This is a genomic window from Pseudescherichia sp. (assembly GCF_031979925.1).
Taxonomy (GTDB): domain Bacteria; phylum Pseudomonadota; class Gammaproteobacteria; order Enterobacterales; family Enterobacteriaceae; genus Pseudescherichia.
Window position 1 is genome coordinate 72252 of record NZ_DALZFB010000011.1, and the last position, 17587, is coordinate 89838.

The 17587-nt window shown below is 55.0% G+C and carries 14 protein-coding genes; 6 read left to right on the forward strand and 8 right to left on the reverse strand.

The annotated features are described in order from the left end of the window. Positions 1 to 132 precede the first annotated feature (132 nt). Together RTM13_RS16860 and RTM13_RS16865 are read left to right on the forward strand one after the other, a co-directional pair. A complete protein-coding gene (locus tag RTM13_RS16860) occupies positions 133 to 1035 on the forward strand; it encodes a LysR family transcriptional regulator (RefSeq protein ID WP_312213463.1) in 903 nt (300 codons plus the stop codon). A 6-nt stretch (positions 1036 to 1041) separates the two neighbouring features. Continuing rightward, on the forward strand, positions 1042 to 1941 hold the full coding sequence (locus RTM13_RS16865; RefSeq protein ID WP_312213464.1) for a LysR family transcriptional regulator: 900 nt from the start codon (positions 1042 to 1044) through the stop codon (positions 1939 to 1941). Here the strand turns inward: RTM13_RS16865 and RTM13_RS16870 are convergent. From RTM13_RS16870 to RTM13_RS16880, 3 genes are all read right to left on the reverse strand, one after another. Then, on the reverse strand, positions 1938 to 2192 hold the full coding sequence (locus RTM13_RS16870; RefSeq protein ID WP_312213466.1) for a SemiSWEET transporter: 255 nt from the start codon (positions 2190 to 2192) through the stop codon (positions 1938 to 1940). The two genes, RTM13_RS16865 and RTM13_RS16870, sit on opposite strands and share 4 nt — an antisense overlap. Positions 2193 to 2194: 2 nt before the next feature. Beyond that, positions 2195 to 3622, reverse strand: coding sequence for a melibiose:sodium transporter MelB (gene melB / locus RTM13_RS16875; RefSeq protein WP_312213468.1), 1428 nt, complete (start codon positions 3620 to 3622; stop codon positions 2195 to 2197). 84 nt (positions 3623 to 3706) lie between these two features. Further along, a complete protein-coding gene (locus RTM13_RS16880; RefSeq protein ID WP_312213470.1) occupies positions 3707 to 5062 on the reverse strand; it encodes an alpha-glucosidase/alpha-galactosidase in 1356 nt (451 codons plus the stop codon). Between the two features lie 272 nt (positions 5063 to 5334). Here RTM13_RS16880 and melR point away from each other — a divergent pair, with 272 nt between their 5' ends. Further along, the gene (gene melR, locus RTM13_RS16885; protein WP_312213472.1) at positions 5335 to 6261 is read left to right on the forward strand and encodes a transcriptional regulator MelR; all 927 of its coding nucleotides are present in this window, start codon (positions 5335 to 5337) and stop codon (positions 6259 to 6261) included. 50 nt (positions 6262 to 6311) lie between these two features. Here melR and RTM13_RS16890 read toward each other — a convergent pair whose 3' ends face one another. Together RTM13_RS16890 and malX are read right to left on the reverse strand one after the other, a co-directional pair. Next, positions 6312 to 7484 (reverse strand): MalY/PatB family protein, encoded by a 1173-nt coding sequence (locus tag RTM13_RS16890; RefSeq protein WP_312213474.1) that lies wholly within the window; start codon positions 7482 to 7484, stop codon positions 6312 to 6314. Positions 7485 to 7495: 11 nt separating this feature from the next. Continuing rightward, positions 7496 to 9088: a maltose/glucose-specific PTS transporter subunit IIBC gene (gene malX / locus RTM13_RS16895; protein ID WP_312213476.1), complete on the reverse strand. Its 1593-nt coding sequence runs from the start codon at positions 9086 to 9088 to the stop codon at positions 7496 to 7498. A 176-nt stretch (positions 9089 to 9264) separates the two neighbouring features. Here malX and RTM13_RS16900 point away from each other — a divergent pair, with 176 nt between their 5' ends. Continuing rightward, positions 9265 to 10293, forward strand: a complete 1029-nt coding sequence (locus tag RTM13_RS16900) for a Mal regulon transcriptional regulator MalI (RefSeq protein WP_312213478.1) — start codon at positions 9265 to 9267, stop codon at positions 10291 to 10293. Between the two features lie 24 nt (positions 10294 to 10317). Here the strand turns inward: RTM13_RS16900 and RTM13_RS16905 are convergent, their stop codons facing one another. Together RTM13_RS16905 and manA are read right to left on the reverse strand one after the other, a co-directional pair. Next, the gene (locus tag RTM13_RS16905) at positions 10318 to 11931 is read right to left on the reverse strand and encodes a YdgA family protein (RefSeq protein WP_312213480.1); all 1614 of its coding nucleotides are present in this window, start codon (positions 11929 to 11931) and stop codon (positions 10318 to 10320) included. Positions 11932 to 12028: 97 nt separating this feature from the next. Beyond that, positions 12029 to 13207, reverse strand: coding sequence for a mannose-6-phosphate isomerase (gene manA, locus RTM13_RS16910; RefSeq protein ID WP_312213482.1), 1179 nt, complete (start codon positions 13205 to 13207; stop codon positions 12029 to 12031). Positions 13208 to 13405: 198 nt separating this feature from the next. On the opposite strand from manA, the gene fumA reads away from it, so the two are divergent. Then, positions 13406 to 15052, forward strand: coding sequence for a class I fumarate hydratase FumA (gene fumA, locus RTM13_RS16915; RefSeq protein WP_268108143.1), 1647 nt, complete (start codon positions 13406 to 13408; stop codon positions 15050 to 15052). A gap of 124 nt (positions 15053 to 15176) precedes the next feature. Further along, the gene (gene fumC, locus RTM13_RS16920; RefSeq protein WP_312213485.1) at positions 15177 to 16580 is read left to right on the forward strand and encodes a class II fumarate hydratase; all 1404 of its coding nucleotides are present in this window, start codon (positions 15177 to 15179) and stop codon (positions 16578 to 16580) included. A 7-nt stretch (positions 16581 to 16587) separates the two neighbouring features. Here the strand turns inward: fumC and tus are convergent, their stop codons facing one another. Next, positions 16588 to 17517: a DNA replication terminus site-binding protein gene (gene tus, locus RTM13_RS16925; RefSeq protein ID WP_312213487.1), complete on the reverse strand. Its 930-nt coding sequence runs from the start codon at positions 17515 to 17517 to the stop codon at positions 16588 to 16590. Between the last annotated feature and the right edge of the window lie 70 nt (positions 17518 to 17587).

A 17587-nucleotide genomic window follows, 5' to 3' on the forward strand; every position in this document is an offset into this window, starting at 1 on the left:
TATTTTCTGACGGGTAATTTACTGAACCAGTGCATTGGAAACCAGACCGGTGGCTCTCTTGCATTCATAAATAGAATTCATTAATCTGCTGACAGGATGGCACTATGCCCTGTGGGGCAGGTAAAGGTGAGGATGGCACGTGAAGGTTTTGGTAACTTAATCGCGTTGATTGCCGTCGCGCAAACGGGGAGCTTTACCCGGGCGGCGGCCAAGCTCGGCGTTACGCAGCCTGCGCTGAGTGCGAGCATTCGCAGCCTTGAAGAACGGCTGGGCGTCCGCCTTCTTTTGCGTAGCACCCGAAGCGCCACATTGACGATGGCCGGACAACACCTTGTGGATCGTCTCGTCCCGGAATTTCAGCAAATCGATAATGAACTTAATGCTCTCAACGATCTTCGGGACACGCCGACGGGGACGCTGCGCATCACCGCGATTGATTACGCCATCCGCTCTGTTTTATGGCCAAAACTCTCTCTCTTCCTGAAGCAGTATCCAGATATCACTATTGAGTTCATCAGCGAATATGCCAGTGTGGATATCGCTGCCAGAGGCTATGACGCCGGAGTGCGTTTTGGCCAGGAGCTGGCGCAGGATATGATCTCCGTACGCATAGGACCCGATGTGAAAAATACTGTAGTGGGCTCCGCTGATTATTTTTCCCGGCATGCTGTTCCCGGCACGCCCGATCAACTCAGCCAGCATCAGTGCATCCGGCTGCGGACATCAACCTATGGTGGTCTGTATGACTGGGAGTTTACGGATGGCAAGCGCACCTTCGATGTCAGGGTCACCGGCCCGGTGATATGCAATAACGCTTATGACATCCTCGATGCAGCGAAAGAGGGGTTTGGTCTTGCTTATCTACCTCTGGATATGGTTCAGCCCTGGATAGATTCGGGTCAGATGGTTTCCGTGCTTCAGTCGTGGTGTCCACTCTGGCCTGGGCTCCATCTCTATTATCCCAACCGACGGCAGCAATCACGGGCCATGACGTTGATGGTCGAAGCCCTACGTTATCAGGGAAAACAGGCGTGAAATTCTATGGCAGATGAAATCTACCGGGACATTGTGGCGTTTATTACTGTCGCCCGCGCGCGCAGTTTTACCCGTGCGGCGGCGGAACTGGGCGTATCTCAATCAGCGCTGAGCCACACGATCCGTCAACTTGAAGCGCGGCTGGGGTTACGCCTGCTGACCAGAACCACCCGCAGCGTCTCTCCCACCGAGGCGGGGGAACGGTTACTTGAACGCGTATCGCCCCGGTTTGCGAGTATTGCGGATGAACTGGCCTCATTGCGTGAGCTGGGCAGTAAGATCGCCGGAACCGTTAGGATCACGGCCTCGGATTTTGCCTTTAACGCTTTCGTGTGGCCCCGCCTTTCAGGTGAATTGCTGAAATATCCGGATGTCAAACTTGAGGTAGTCAACGATTCTGCACTGACCGATATTATTGCCGAACGATTCGACGCCGGCATCAGACCGGGGGACAGGATCGGTAAAAACATGGCCTCTGTGCCTGTATCTCCCGATCTGCAAACCGTCATTGTCGCTTCTCCTGCGTATCTCAGGGATAACCCGATTCCCGTGACGCCTGATGATTTAAGCCAGAATTCGTGTATTAACACTCGTTTTTCGCTTAAGGAAGGGATTAACGCCTGGGAACTGAAGAAGGATGGTATCAATCTGACGTGCCGTGTAGATGGCCCGCTGATCTTTAATTCTGTTTATGCGGCTCTTGATGCCGCGCTGGCAGGATATGGGCTGGCTTATCTCCCTGAAATGCTTGCTCGCCCCTGGCTGAAGAGTGGCCGCCTGCAGACGGTGCTGGAAGCGTGGTGCCCTGTACAGCCAGGCTTCCATATCTTCTACTCCAGCGAGCGCCAGCTCCTGCCAGCGTTGTCCCTGATTATTGAGACGCTACGCTTATCCGACCTACCTTAACGCAGGTGGTATTTCATAATTAAGACGGGCAGAGCAAACAGCAATGTCAGAAGATTCGCCGCGCTAATAGCCAAATCATTAATTAAAAGCCCATAGAAAAACCACATCATCAGTCCGCAAACAAACATCGTGTACATCAGGCCGGAGATGCCTTGCGTATTGCGTGTGGAAAACACTTTTATCGCCTGGGGCAAGAATGACAATGTCGTCAGGCTTGCCGCCATATAACCAATTACAGATACACATTCCATGGTTACGCCTTTGCGTCTGAAGTTTTCGTCGTGATGATGCTGGCTGGTTGGGTCTCAACAGGCGCTTTGGAGTTACGATATTTATCCAACAGGTGGATCTGTATTTTTCTCAGCATATCGCCATTGAGTTTGTAGAGGCGGAAGTAGAAGATCAGGGTTATCAGGAAGAAGATCGCAGGCAGCGCAATCATAATAAATTGCATACCGATGACGGTACTTTCAGACTGCGCAACATTTGGTACGTAACCGATGATGCCAAGTATCAGGGAGATAAAGAATGCAGAAAATGCCGAGCCTCCTTTAACTACCATCGTTTGGACTGAATAGGCAATGCTTTCGCAACGAACGTTGAGTTTGTACTCGCCATAATCCACGGTGTCCGCCACCATAATGACCTGTAGCACCCAGAACAACGCTGTCCCTACATTCAGCAAAATTCCAGCAACGGAAATTAACCACACATTGTGATACCCAGCCAGCGCTATCCAGAGCAGTACCCCGCCGCCAAAAATTGGCAGCACCGATGCGCCGGCCCACAGTAAGCGGCGTGACAACGCTTTTACCAGCCGTGGGAACAGAATCAGGGTTAACAGGTTTGCCGCCCCCGAATAAGACATGTAATACGGGAAGAGACTGGCGTCACCTATAACGTAGGTGAAGTAATAAATCGCGAATCCCGTAATAATGTTTGCTGCGATGTTGTAAGCCAGCGCCATACCCAGCAGGCAAGAAAGCTGATCGTTTTTATAGATCAATGCCACGATAGCCTTTAAGCTGAGGCGGCTACTGTCTTCGGTTGCATCACTGTCTGACGAGTAGACCTCTTTCACGTTTCGTAACATGATGATGGTTGAAGCAATGAAGAAGGCTATCAATACAAGCGTAAACATCTGGAAGCCGAAACCTCGGTCTTCGCCGCCGACATAGTTGACGAACGGTAGCGTAACGCCTGCGGTGATAAACCCGGATAAACTGGCAAAGAAACGTGGAAACGGTACCAACTGTTCGCGTTCACGTTTATCCAGGGTAATGGTGGGCACCATCGACCAGAACGGAATATCCATGATGGTGTAGGTCATGCCCCATAAGATATAGGTCACGCAGACGAACACTACCTGCGTTGTACCTTCAAACAGATGCGCACTGAACAGTAAAAACAGAACAATCGAGTTTGCCAGCGTCCCCACCAGGATCCACGGCTTAAACTTCCCCCAGCGGCTACGGGTACTGTTGACTATCCAGCCCATAATTGGATCGTTGATGGCATCCCAAATTCTTGCTATTAAAAACAGCGTGCCCACTAAGCCCACCGATAAACCGACAACATCGGTGTAGTAATACATCAGATACATGTAAACGATGCCGATAGCGAAATCTTTACCAAACGCCCCAAATCCATAACTGAGTTTTGTTGTAATTGATATGCTCATATAGGGTACCAGGCCACTGTTACCAGAGCCTTCCTTCTGTTATTAGATAGGTGAGAAGCCGGGCATGACGCCCGGCGTACTGAGTTATGCGCGATGAAGCCAGGCCGGTAACCAATCACCATGTGCTGTAATCAGGTCATCAACCAGGGCATAAATCTCCTCAATTCCAAGGACAGATGAAGTATGAGGGTCAAGCAGCGTGGCGTGATAAACGCGGTCGCGATTCTCTGTTAAAATCGCTTCGGTCAGTAAGGTCTGAACATTAACATTGGTTTGCATAAGTGCTGCCAGATGTGACGGTAGTGTGCCAACACGAGTCGGTTGAATTCCGTTGGCATCCACCAGGCACGCTACTTCAACACAGCAGCCCTGCGGCAGGTTATCGATAAGGTTATCGTTGCGCACGTTGCCATAGATAACACTTGGCTCGCCCGTCCACAGCGCGTTCATAATGGTGCTGGCATATTCACGCGATGGCTTGATGTCGATGCGTTCTGCCGTTTTGTACTCTTCAAGCTCCTTGCGCCAGTTAGCCAGTTGCTCAACACAACGTTTTGGGTACTCATCCAACGGGACTTTGTAACGCTCAATCAAATCTTCACGCCCAGGTTTAATAAACCAAGGCGTATATTCTGCAAAGTGCTCAGACGATTCCGTCACGAAATAGCCCAGCTTTTTGAACATCTCGTAGCGGACGATATTTTCACAGCGCGGATTGCCATGTAGATTGGGCTTCGGCGCTTCCCCACTTTCGTAAGCTCTCAGCAAATCCGGATAAATAGTGACGTATTCGCCTTGATCGTTTTTTTTCTCAAGCGAGAGATAAAATGCCATATGGTTGATACCGGCGCAGCGGTAGCGTAAGGACGCCGGGTCGATAGACAAATCACGCGCCAGCTCTTCAGCCGTTCCCTGCACCGAGTGACACAGTCCCACTTGTTTGATCTGCGGGTAGCGTGCATACATCGCCCAGGTGTTCATCGCCATAGGATTCACGTAGTTAAGCATCGTGGCATCCGGGCAAACTTGCGTCATGTCTTCACAAATCTGCCATAAATGCGGGATGGTACGCAGGGCACGCATAATTCCGCCAGGGCCTAAGGTATCGGCAATAGTTTGTTCCAGTCCGTGCTTTTTACAGACGGCAAAATCCGTGACGGTACAGGGTTCGTAGCCGCCAATCTGGAAAGCAACCACAACGAAATCAGCATCCTGAAGGGCTTGTTTCTGGTCGGTATGGCAGGTGATTTTTCCGCAGGCGCCTGCAGAGTCCATCAGTTTACGTACCACAATGTGTGACTCTTCCAGACGCGTTTCATCAATATCCATCAGGGCGATATGGGCCGATTTCAGCGCCGGGCGATGAAAAACATCCCCGAGAATGTTTTTAACAAAAATCGTCGAGCCTGCGCCGATAAAGGTAATTTTTGGTGCTGACATTTTCTTTCTCCGTGGCATAAGTGAACCCCGTCAGATTGGCATGTCGAGAACCGGTTCTCCTCCATCTTCCTTACTTAGCATTCCGGAAAACTCAGATTGGTTTCATCACTCATTTAAATATGAGTTTTCCGGATTTTTTCATCGGGAAAGCAGACAATATCGGCTATCAGACTTATAACCGCCCGCTTATATCGACAAATTTTCCTTATTCTCACAGTCACAGAAAAACTTTTGTGCCAGTATTTCTGACAATTCAGGAAACGGAGAGAACAATGAACATCATCCCTAATAGCCTCCCGCCCGACCCGGATATGTGCAGCAGCACCGATAGCAATACGCGCAGTCCTTTGTCGCTCTACTCCGAATACCAACGCATGGATATCGAGCTACGCAGGCCTCAGCATATGGAAGCCTGCCACTGGCACGGGCAGGTCGAGGTGAATGTTCCGTTTGACGGCGACGTAGAATACTTAATCAATAATGAAACGGTGCAGATTAAGCAGGGACATATCACGATATTTTGGGCCTGTACTCCGCATCAGCTCACCCGCCCTGGCGAATGCAAAAACATGGCTATTTTTAGTCTTCCTATGCATCTTTTCCTCTCCTGGCCACTGGACCGGCAGCTTATCAATCATGTCACCCACGGTACGGTGCTTAAATCCCTGACTGCGCAGCAGCTTAGCCCCTTTGAAGTTCAGCGCTGGCAGGAGGAGATCAGAAGCCCCAATGAGCAAATTCGCCAGTTAGTCATCGATGAAATCTGCCTCATGTTCAAACGTTTTAGCCTGTCAGGTTGGCAGCCGATTCTGGTGAATAAACCCGCCCGTACGCGCAGCAGCGGTAACAATGTGTCACGCCATGCACAATTTTATGTCAGCCAAATGCTGGAATTTATCGGCAAGAATTACGACCAGGCGTTGACCATCGAGCAGGTTGCTGAACACGTCAAACTTAATCCGAATTATGCGATGGGGATATTTCAGCGCGTGATGCAGCTCACCATGAAGCAATACATTACTGCGATGCGCATTAACCACGTGCGGGCACTTCTTAGTGATACGGACAAGTCGATTCTGGATATTGCCCTCACTGCCGGGTTCCACTCCAGCAGCAGCTTTTACAGCACATTTAACAAATATGTTGGGATGTCGCCGCATAACTACCGCAAACTGCGCCAGTTAAGGAGTGGTAGCTAATCAACCGGGTGGCTTAACAACGTCCGCTTCTGTCACAAAGCGGACATCAATCATAACAAAGCATTGATCCCTGTAATCAGTCTGCTGAGGCCCTGATCCAGTTTCTCCCGCGGGCAGCCTGCATTCAGCCGGACAAACCCGTTCCCTTCGGGGCCATAGGTATAGCCGGGCATAATTGCCACTTTCTGCTGGTGGATAAGCACATCCTGCAATGCATGGTCGTCGAGATTAAGCGGGCGCAGATCGATCCACGCCAGATAACTTGCCTCGGGCGGCTGCCAGCGAAGCTGAGGATAAGCCTGATTGAGCTGGCTGGCGATGGTCACCATATTACCATGCAGGTAGGTGCGAAGCGCATCCAGCCACGGCGCGCCCTCGCGGTAGGCGGCAATATGAGCGCAGAGCGAAAGCACCGCCGGGGAGGAGAGCCCGTCCCGGCCCTTTAGCGCGGTGAGATAGTCCTCACGGCGTTGAGCGTTGCTGATTATCCCATACGCCCCGGTCAGAGCCGGAATGTTAAAGCTTTTTGATCCGGATGTGAGCAACGCCCACTCGCCTTGCCCCACCTGGCACCAGGGAATATGTTTCGCCTCACCCCAGACCATATCCATATGTATCTCGTCGCTAATCACCCGGACACCATGGCGTTCGCAAAGCCTGGACATCGCCTCCAGCTCTTCACGCGTCCACACTTTCCCTGTCGGATTATGCGGGCTGCACAGCAGCAGGATTTTAGTCTCCGGCAGGGAGAGCATGGCCTCAAGGACAGCCAGATCGCACCCCCAGCCGGTATCGGTTTTCTCCAGCGGCACGCTCAGGACGCGGCGCTGGTTACCCTCAATCGCTTTATAGAACGCATCGTAGGCCGGAGTGTGAATGACCACTGCGTCTCCCGGCGCAGACCACTGACGGATAAGCTCGGAAGCCATGTAGATAACCGACGGACCGTAAACGATGGTCTCGGGATCGACCTCTGTGGCAAAGCGGGTTCCGTACCAGTGGCAGACCGCGCCAAGGAAATCCTCATTCTTCCAGCGGCTGTAGCCCAGCACGCCATGCGCCAGCCGCTGCTGGATGGCGTCAATAATGCAGGGGGCGGTAGCGAAATCCATATCCGAGATGGTGAACGGCAGCAGGTCGGCCACGCCAAACCGATCCGCTACGTAGTCCCACTGCGTACACCATGTTCCATGCCGGTCGATCGCCGTAGAAAAATCAAACATAGCCTTATCCTTTATGCCTGCACCGAGTTCATCAGGGCTTCCATCTCATCTTTCACCGACTGCACCTGGGGGCCAATCACTACCTGCAAGTTATGCTGGTTGAGCTGTACCACGCCAATGGCACGATTGTCCTTAAGGGCCTGCACATTAACGCGAGACATATCGTTAACGGAGAGGCGCAGGCGGGTGATGCAGTTATCGAGGGTGACAATATTTTCACTCCCGCCCAGCGCAGCGAGAATTGCCGGTACGTTATAGCCTGAACGTCCCAGCGCGCCTGCCATCGTCTTCTCGACGGTGCTGGCCGTTTCAATATCCCGGCCCGGCGTTTTCAAATTAAAGTGCAGAATAGCAAAGCGGAAGATGATGTAGTACACCGCGAACCAGACGGCGGCGACCACCGGCACGAGATACCACTTGGTCGCCAGACCGTGCAGGATGCCAAATACGACAAAATCAATCACGTTGCCGTCGGTGTTGCCGATGGTGACGCCCAGCACGGCCATCACCGTAAAGCCGAGGCCGGTGAGCAGGGCGTGAATAAGGTAGAGCACCGGGGCGACAAACAGGAAAAGAAACTCTAACGGCTCCGTGGTGCCGCCGACCACACAGGCAATCAGGCCGGAAATCAACAGCCCCTTAATTTTATGCCGGTTCTCGGGACGGGCGCAGTGGTACATCGCCAGCGCCGCGCCGGGCAGGCCGCCCAGGAAGGCAGGCATTTTTCCCTGAGAGAGGAAGCGCGTGGCGCTTTCAGAAAAACCGTGGGTGGTCGGGCAGCTCAACTGGGCCTGGAAGATGGTCAGCGCACCGCTGACGGTGTGGCCGCAGACCTCCTGGGTGCCGCCTGCGTCCGTGAAGCGGATCAGGGCAACCAAAATATGCTGCAAGCCAAACGGCAGCAGCAGACGCTCGCCGGTGCCGAAGATCATCGGCCCAAAATCACCGGCGCTGTTTATGATCTGGCCCAGACCACGGATCCCCATGGCGAAGACGGGCCAGATAAGGGGGATCACCAGACCGACCAGTCCCATCGCCACGGTGGTAACAATAGGAACGAAGCGGGTGCCGCCAAAAAACGCGAGCGCATCTGGCAGCCTGATGGTGTGGAAGCGTTCATGCAGCAGCCAGACAATAACCCCGGCGATGACCGCCCCGAGGATCCCGGTATCAATGGACTGAATGCCCAGCACGCTTTGAATATTGTAGGCCTTTAGCAGCGCCGCATCGGTGGTTGGCAGGATGCCTTTTGCCGTTAGCCAGAAGTTAACGGCCAGGTTCATCACCGCGTAGCCGACGAAGCCGGCAAAGGCAGCAATGCCTTTATTCTCACGCGCCAGCCCCAGCGGAATGGCGATGCAGAACATCACCGGTAAAAAACTAAAGGCGAAGGAGCCAATCTTGCTCATCCATATAAAGATTGCCTGCAGGACCGGATTGCCCAGCACAGGGATCAGCGTCATGACGTCGCGGCTGCTCAACGAGCTGCCAATGCCTAACATGATCCCGCAAAAAGAGAGCAGCGCGACGGGCAGCATAAAGGTTTTGCCCAGCTGCTGAAAAAATTCCCACAGCGTGATTTTCTGTACGGTTTTCGTCGTCATAAACGACTCCTTGTCGAAAAAGAGGTGCAGATGAGATTGTAGTGGGGATGAAAGATAAAACGTTTTACCTAATTTTTATGCGCTATAAATCACACAACTGAGCAATAAAAAAGCGTATAAAATAGTCCTATAGATAAAACGTTTTATCTACGCCAGGATCGGGGATTTACGCTTTTATGGCCACTCTAAAAAAAATAACCATTAACGATGTCGCGGTGGCGGCGGGGGTTTCCGTCAGCACCGTTTCGCTGGTGCTCAGCGGCAAAGGCCGTATCTCCACGGCGACCGGCGAACGTGTTAATCAGGCTATCGAGCGACTCGGCTTTGTTCGTAACCGTCAGGCTTCCGCTCTGCGCGGCGGGCAGAGCGGGGTGATTGGCCTGATTGTCCGTAACCTCTCTTCACCGTTTTATGCCGAACTCACGGCCGGACTTACCGAGGCGCTCGAAGCCCAGGGGCGAATGGTATTTCTCCTGCACGGTGGCGACGGCGGCGAGCAACTCCTCCAGCGCTTTAATACCCTGCTGGCGCAGGGAGTAGACGGCGTTGTAATCGCCGGAGGCGCGGGGGTAAGCGGTGAACTTCAGGCCTGTGCCGCCGAGCAAGGCACGCCACTCGTGTTTGCTTCCCGAGCCAGCTACCTTGACGATGCCGACTGCGTCAGGCCGGATAACATGCAGGCAGCCCAGATGCTCACCGAGTATCTGATTCAGCGTGGTCATCAGCGTATTGCCTGGCTGGGGGGCAACAGCGCCTCGCTAACGCGGGCAGAGAGAGTGGGCGGCTATTGTGCCACCCTGCTGAAATATGGTTTACCCTTTCACAGCGAATGGGTCGTTGAGTGCGACACCAGTCAGAAGCAGAGCGCCGAAGCGGTCGCGGCGCTGCTACGGCGTAATCCCACCATCAGCGCGGTAGTGTGTTACAACGATGTTATTGCCCGTGGCGCCTGGTTTGGTTTAATGCGGGCGGGACGACAGAGCGGTGAGGCAGGGATGGATAGCTACTTTGAGCAGCAGGTGACCCTGGCCGCCTTTGCGGATGTCACTGAGAGCGCACTGGATGAACTGCCGATTATCTGGGTAACGACGCCTGCAAGGGAGATGGGCTATACCCTGGCGGAGCGGATCATGCAGCGTATTGCGAAGGAGGATAGCCTTGCCCGCAGCCAGACCCTCAAGGCCCGACTCATCGCCAAAAAATAGCCCCTCCGGAGAGGGGCTGGAGCATTACTGCTGAGGCACAGCCGCCGGTGGCGTAGCTTCCGGTGCCGCCTGCGGGGCAGGAGCTGGAGCAGCTTCCGGTGCCACCTGCGGAGCAGGAGCAGGAGCAGGAGCAGGAGCAGGCTCAACCTGAGGAACGCCCAGCTCAGGCATACCAAACATGCCGACAAACTCGTCGAGGCTCATCTTCTGCCCGTTGAGATTGACCTGGCCGTTAGCGTATTGCAGGCTGGTGCTAATGGCGTTATCCGCGACCGTAGTGATGCGGAACATCTGGCCCATTGCCGCCAGGCCTTTCACCTGCTGGTTTGCCAGCTTTTCAGCATCCGCCTGCTGGTAGCCCTGTAGCTTAGCTACCTGAGTCATAAACTCGGTTGCCATATCCATTGGGATCGTCAGCTTACTCTCCAGCGATTTCACGCTGCGATCGACCTCCTGCGCCAGGGTTTGTGGTGCAGGAGCGGCAGGGGTGGCTGCCGGATCCTTCATAAACAGCGACAGGTTAAACGTCGTCTCGCCTTTGCTGTTTTTCCAGCTCAGCGGAGCAATGGTGATCACCGGCTCGCCTTTTAACAGTATTGGCAGCGCGCCGAAGAACGCCTCGGTGGATTTTTGCTGATAGATGGCCGGATCTTTCATCACCTCAGGCTGAGAGAGCAGGGCCTGATTTTGCGCATTGTACTGCTGGCGGAACTGATGCCACGCCTGGCCGTCAATCTGACCAATCTTCATCGTCAGCTTGCCGCTACCCATATCCTGGCTCTGTATCTTCAGGCTATTGACCGTGTAGTCGATCTGGCTGTTGATGTTTTTATCATCGTTGACAAGATCGTTTTTCACGGTCAGCTCAGTGCCTTCCATCACCGCGATCTCTTTGTTTTCCACGGCAACGGCCAGCTTCTCAACGCTTAGCTTCTGATTACCCAGATGCTCATCAAACTGCGCGCGCTTGCTGTCGCCGTCGGTTTTCAGATTGTTGAAGGTGACCTGCACATGCTGACCATACTCGTTAACGGTATTGACCAGGCCGCTCTGAGCCTCGCCCTTCAGGGAGATAGCGTTACCGTCTTTATCGGCATCTAGCTGGAACTCACCGCCGCTGAAGGCGACTTTTTCGCCCTCGTTCTCATAGCTCAACGGCTTAAATGCGATGTGGGAGCCGGTATCACCGCCGTAGCCGATGCGGGTATTGACCTCAACCGGCGACTCGCCTTTGGCCATATCAAACAGCGGCTTAGAGACATCGTTATTAACCAGCGTGGTTTTTACCGACGCCATGGCCGGGATCAGGTTAAACGATTTAAGCTGGGCAAACGGGAACGGACCATGATCGACCGTCTCGTTCAGCACCACGCTCTGACCGGGCTTCAGCCAGGCGTTCTCTCCGCCCTCGACCGGTTTGATCAGCAGCTGCAGATGGCTTTTAAAGATGCCACGCTCGTAGTTCTGCGAAGCCACTTCCAGATTTGCGCCTGGCGCATTGCGCTTAAGCTCAGCGTTGGCCTGCCCAACCATGTCGGCAAGGTGTTTTTCCAGCTGTTTACCCGTGTACCAGGCGGTTCCCGTCCAGACGACGCCCAGTGCAACAATGATGCCCGCAGCGACAAGCGTTTTCTTCATAGCGATTATCCCTAAAAATGAAACCAGGCGGAAAAAGCCGCCTGGAGAGTCGTAAGGTCTTGCTAAGCTTAGCAATAAGGTACAAAAAGGTCAGTACTTAGTTCACTTTATTGTACACGCGGGCCAAACGGCCAACGCCGCTCGCCTCAACAGGGGATTCTCCGGCACTAACGAAGGCCGACTCGCCCGGCTTAAGCACTAGCTGCTGCTCGCCTTTGCTCAGCACGGCCTCGCCCTCGACGCAGAAGAGGATTGCCGCGCTCTGCTGGGCAAGCGTTGATGCCTGAGTAGCGAGGTCATGCAGAGAGAAAGCAAAGTCGGCAACCGGAATAGGGAAATCCAGCTCCGCGCCGTTTTGTTCCGGCACCGTCAGCAGTTCGTCCGCTGGCTTGGGCACAAACTTAACGTTGGCGACCAGCTCGGGAATATCGATGTATTTCGGCGTCAGGCCGGCACGCAGGACGTTATCAGAGTTAGCCATCACCTCCAGCGCCACGCCTTTCAGGTAGGCATGCGGCGTCTCGGCGAACAGGAACATCGCTTCGCCCGGATTAAGCTTGATCACATTAAGCAGCAGCGGCGAGAAGAGGCCGCTGTCGTCCGGGTAGAACTCAGAGATAAAGCGAATAGTCTCCCACGGCTCGCCCTGCTGACTTGCCAGCGTGGCCTTCAGCACCGCCAGCGCATGTGACTTCTCCTCGCCCTGCATATTGAGCAGGCTGGCAAAGAGCTGGCTTAGGCTGTCGGCATCCGGCTGTGCCAGGAAGTGGGCTATCGCCTGATGCGCGCCCGCTACCGGCTGCAGCAGGGAGATGATGTCGCTGAATTCACGAAAGGCATTCATTGCCAGGAACGGCGTGAGGGCAAATACCAGCTCGGGCTTATGGTTAGGATCTTTATAGTTGCGCTCGGCCGCATCCAGTGGAATTCCCGCCGCGTTCTCTTTCGCAAAGCCCATTTCCGAGGCCTGCTTGTTCGGGTGAACCTGAATCGAGAGCGGCTGATCGGCGCACAGAACCTTAAACAGGAAAGGCAGCTCGCCGAAGCGCTCCGCTACCGCCTGGCCCAGCAGAGCCGTTTTATCCTGTTCAATGATCTCCCGCAGCGGCTGCGGCTGGCCAGACGCGTTCTCGATTTTTGAGCTGCTCTTTGGGTGCGCCCCCATCCACAGCTCTGCCATCGGCAGTCCGTCGGGGTTGGCGATCCCATAGAGTTCCGTTAACGCACTTTTACTTCCCCAGGCATAGTTCTGCACTGAGTTGATGAGTTTTTGCATTATCAAGCCCTGTATTACGTTGAGGATTATGTGGCTATTAAACCAATAAACCCATGGTAAGTAATTACCTGACTTAAAAAGTCGTCCTTATCTCAGTTTTTGTTAAAAAATTGTGTAGGATAAGCAGACTCGCTTTTAAGCAGGGCAACGGAACGTTTGCCCAGACAATAACCAGACCGGGCAGTAAGTGAGAGCATAATGTCGACAAAACCTTTTCACTATCAGGATCCTTTCCCCCTCAAAAAGGATGATACCGAATACTATCTGCTTACCCGTGATCACGTCTCCGTAACGGAGTTCGAGGGCCACGAGATCCTCAAAGTTGAACCCCAGGCGCTGACCCTGCTGGCGCAGCAGGCCTTCCACGACGCGTCGTTTATGCTGCGTCCGGCGCACCAGCAGCAGGTAGCGGATATCCTCGCCGACCCGGAGGCCAGCGAGAACGATCGCTACGTGGCGCTGCAATTTTTACGCAACTCTGATATTGCCGCGAAGGGCATCCTGCCAACCTGCCAGGATACCGGCACGGCCATTATCAGCGGCAAGAAGGGCCAGCGGGTGTGGACCGGCGGCGGCGATGAAGCGGCGCTGGCGCGTGGAGTCTATAACACCTATATCGAAGATAACCTGCGCTACTCGCAGAACGCAGCGCTGGATATGTACCGCGAGGTCAACACCGGCACCAACCTGCCGGCGCAGATCGATCTCTACAGCGTCGACGGTGACGAGTATAAGTTTCTCTGCATTGCCAAAGGCGGCGGCTCGGCGAATAAAACCTATCTCTATCAGGAGACCAAGGCGCTGTTGACTCCGGGCAAGCTGAAGGATTACCTGGTCGACAAGATGCGCACCCTGGGAACAGCGGCGTGTCCGCCTTACCATATTGCCTTTGTCATCGGCGGAACATCAGCGGAAGCCACTCTAAAGACCGTCAAGCTTGCCTCAACCAAGTACTACGATGGCCTACCCACCGAAGGGAACGAACACGGCCAGGCGTTCCGCGACGTGGCCCTGGAGAATGAGCTGCTGCGTGCCGCGCAGGATCTCGGCCTCGGGGCGCAGTTCGGCGGCAAATACTTTGCTCACGACGTGCGGGTGATCCGTCTGCCGCGCCACGGCGCATCCTGCCCGGTGGGCATGGGCGTCTCCTGCTCGGCGGACCGCAATATCAAAGCCAAAATCAACCGCGACGGGATCTGGATTGAGAAGCTGGAGCAGAATCCGGGCAAATACATCCCTGAATCGCTGCGCCAGGCGGGCGAGGGCGAAGCGGTGCGTATCGACCTCAACCGTCCGATGCGTGACATCTTACAGCAGCTCTCGCAGTATCCGGTGTCGACCCGTCTGTCACTGAGTGGCACCATCATCGTGGCCCGCGATATTGCCCACGCTAAGCTGAAAGAGCGTATGGATCGTGGCGAAGGGCTGCCGCAGTACGTTAAAGATCACCCAATCTACTACGCCGGACCTGCGAAAACCCCTGAAGGCTACGCCTCCGGCTCCCTTGGGCCGACCACGGCGGGGCGGATGGACTCCTACGTCGATCAGCTTCAGTCTGAGGGCGGGAGTATGATCATGCTGGCGAAAGGCAACCGCAGCCAGCAGGTGACCGATGCCTGCCACAAGCATGGCGGTTTCTATCTCGGCAGCATTGGCGGCCCGGCGGCGGTATTGGCCCAGGGCAGTATCCGCAGCCTGGAGTGCGTCGAGTACCCTGAGCTGGGTATGGAAGCCATCTGGAAAATTGAAGTGGTTGATTTCCCGGCCTTTATCCTGGTTGATGATAAGGGCAACGACTTCTTCCAGCAGATCCACGCCTCGGCCTGTGCCCGCTGCGTGAAGTAACTTGAGACCGCCCAACCGGGCGGTTTTTTTTTGCCGCTGGCGCTGGAAAATCATCAATACTTATAACTCTTTGGGCAGGTGAGCATTGCTGTAACCCACATCGCAACGTATTCAAGGAGCGTATATGACTTCGCATCGCAGTGAGAAAGATTCGATGGGCGCAATCGATGTCCCGGCAGACAAGCTATGGGGCGCGCAAACCCAGCGATCGCTCGAGCATTTTCGTATCTCGACCGAGAAAATGCCGGTCTCGCTACTCCGTGCGCTGGCCTTAACTAAGCGGGCAGCGGCAAAAGTTAACCAGGATCTGGGCCTGCTGGCTACTGAGAAAGCGCAGGCCATCATCAGCGCAGCAGATGAGGTGCTCAACGGCGATCATCCGGACGAGTTCCCGCTGGCGATCTGGCAGACTGGCTCTGGCACCCAAAGCAACATGAACATGAACGAGGTGCTGGCGAACCGCGCTAGCGAGCTGCTGGGCGGCGAGCGGGGGATGGCGCGTAAGGTGCACCCCAACGACGACGTTAACAAAAGCCAAAGTTCCAACGATGTCTTTCCTACTGCCATGCATGTGGCCTCGGTTATCGCCGTGCGGGAGGATCTGATCCCCTCTCTGCTGGAGCTGACCCGCACCCTGGGGGAAAAATCCCGCGCCTATGCCGATATCGTTAAAATTGGCCGTACCCATCTGCAGGATGCGACGCCCCTGACGCTGGGCCAGGAGATCTCCGGCTGGGTGGCGATGCTGGAGCATAATCTGAAGCATATCGAAAATAGCCTGCCGCATCTGTCGGAGCTGGCTCTCGGCGGCACGGCGGTAGGGACCGGGCTGAATACCCATCCGGAATATGCTCATCGCGTGGCCGACGAGCTGGCGGCCATCACCGGCCAGGGGTTTATCACCGCGCCGAACAAGTTCGAGGCGCTGGCAACCTGCGATGCGTTAGTGCATGCCCACGGTGCACTGAAGGGGCTGGCGGCGTCGCTGATGAAGATTGCTAACGACGTGCGCTGGCTGGCTTCCGGCCCGCGCTGTGGCATTGGTGAGATTACTATTCCAGAAAACGAGCCGGGAAGCTCTATCATGCCGGGCAAGGTTAATCCGACCCAGTGCGAGGCCCTGACCATGCTCTGCTGCCAGGTGATGGGTAACGATGTGTCAATCAATATGGGGGGCGCGTCGGGTAACTTCGAACTGAACGTCTTCCGCCCGATGGTTATCCATAACTTCCTGCAATCGGTGCGCCTGCTGGCAGACGGGATGGAGAGCTTCAACGAGCACTGCGCCATCGGCATCGAGCCGGACAGGACGCGTATCGATCAGCTCCTTAACGAGTCGCTGATGCTGGTAACGGCCCTGAATACCCACATTGGCTACGACAAGGCCGCCGAGATCGCCAAGAAGGCGCACAAAGAGGGGCTGACGCTAAAAGCCTCGGCGCTGGCGCTGGGCTACCTGACCGAGGAGCAGTTTGACACCTGGGTGCGCCCGGAGACCATGGTAGGCAGCATGCCATCCGGCAGCTAGTTACCCGTTAGTTGGCAACGTAGAGGTGCAGCCGGGGGATGATTAACGTCAGCGGCTGCGCCTCCGGCTTATAGCGGTGCTGAACATTGTCGGCATCATAGTTCAACAGCTCGCCAATATCGGGCACCCGGCCACCGCTCTCCTCAGCAATCAGCGCAATGATGGGCGTTGGGCAGGCGTGCTGCACCTGCTTTTGCGAGCCGGCATACCAGACCCGGGCAATGGGCTGCACCTTCACCGGCCGTTTGATTTTCAGCCGGGCCTTCTGCGGCAGGGCGGCAATATCGTTATACTCCTGCTCCAGCTGGGCCTGCCACTGCTCCCGCGTCCAGCCTCCTACCGCTCGCGGCGCTTTTAAACTCTTCTCCAGCTGGGCCAGCACCTCATCGCGGGTAAAATTCTTGATGATATGCTTGTTGGCCCAACCAAAGCGCAGCGTCGCCGGATCGCGCAGGGCGGTCAGCGTTCGATAGGCATTCAGGGTGATCAGGCCCGGCAAGTGGTGGTGTACCCAGTCAAAGCGGGCCGCGGAGGGCAGGCCAGATTCGACGGTAACGATATGCTCAAAAGTCGTTTTCAGGCTGTTAATCAGCCCAATGCGCGCCTCCAGGCTGTCGCGCGTCGCCAGCGTGGTCTGGTAGCAGATCACACCCGGCAGGCGAACCGCCGCTTTGCTGCTGCGGTTCTCCGACTGCTGCTGAATAAAGAGGTGCGAGAAGTGGTGCAGGGCGCGATCGGCGGCGCGTTTACCCACATGCTGCTTGACCTGAATAGTCGTCAGCGGCGCATGCTCGGCCTCTTTAGTCACCTCTGGCAGCTCAAATACGCGACCGGCCAGCAGCCGACATTCGCTCAGCTCGCTCTTTAGCTCCGCAAGTTCGCGCTCAATCTGGCGGAAGGTACTGTTCAAACGCTCAATCAGGTCGTAGCTGGCCATAAGCAATCTCGTTAGTTACAACATACTAAAAGAGTAACACATTCCCCACGGTTAGGCCATCGTGCTGAGA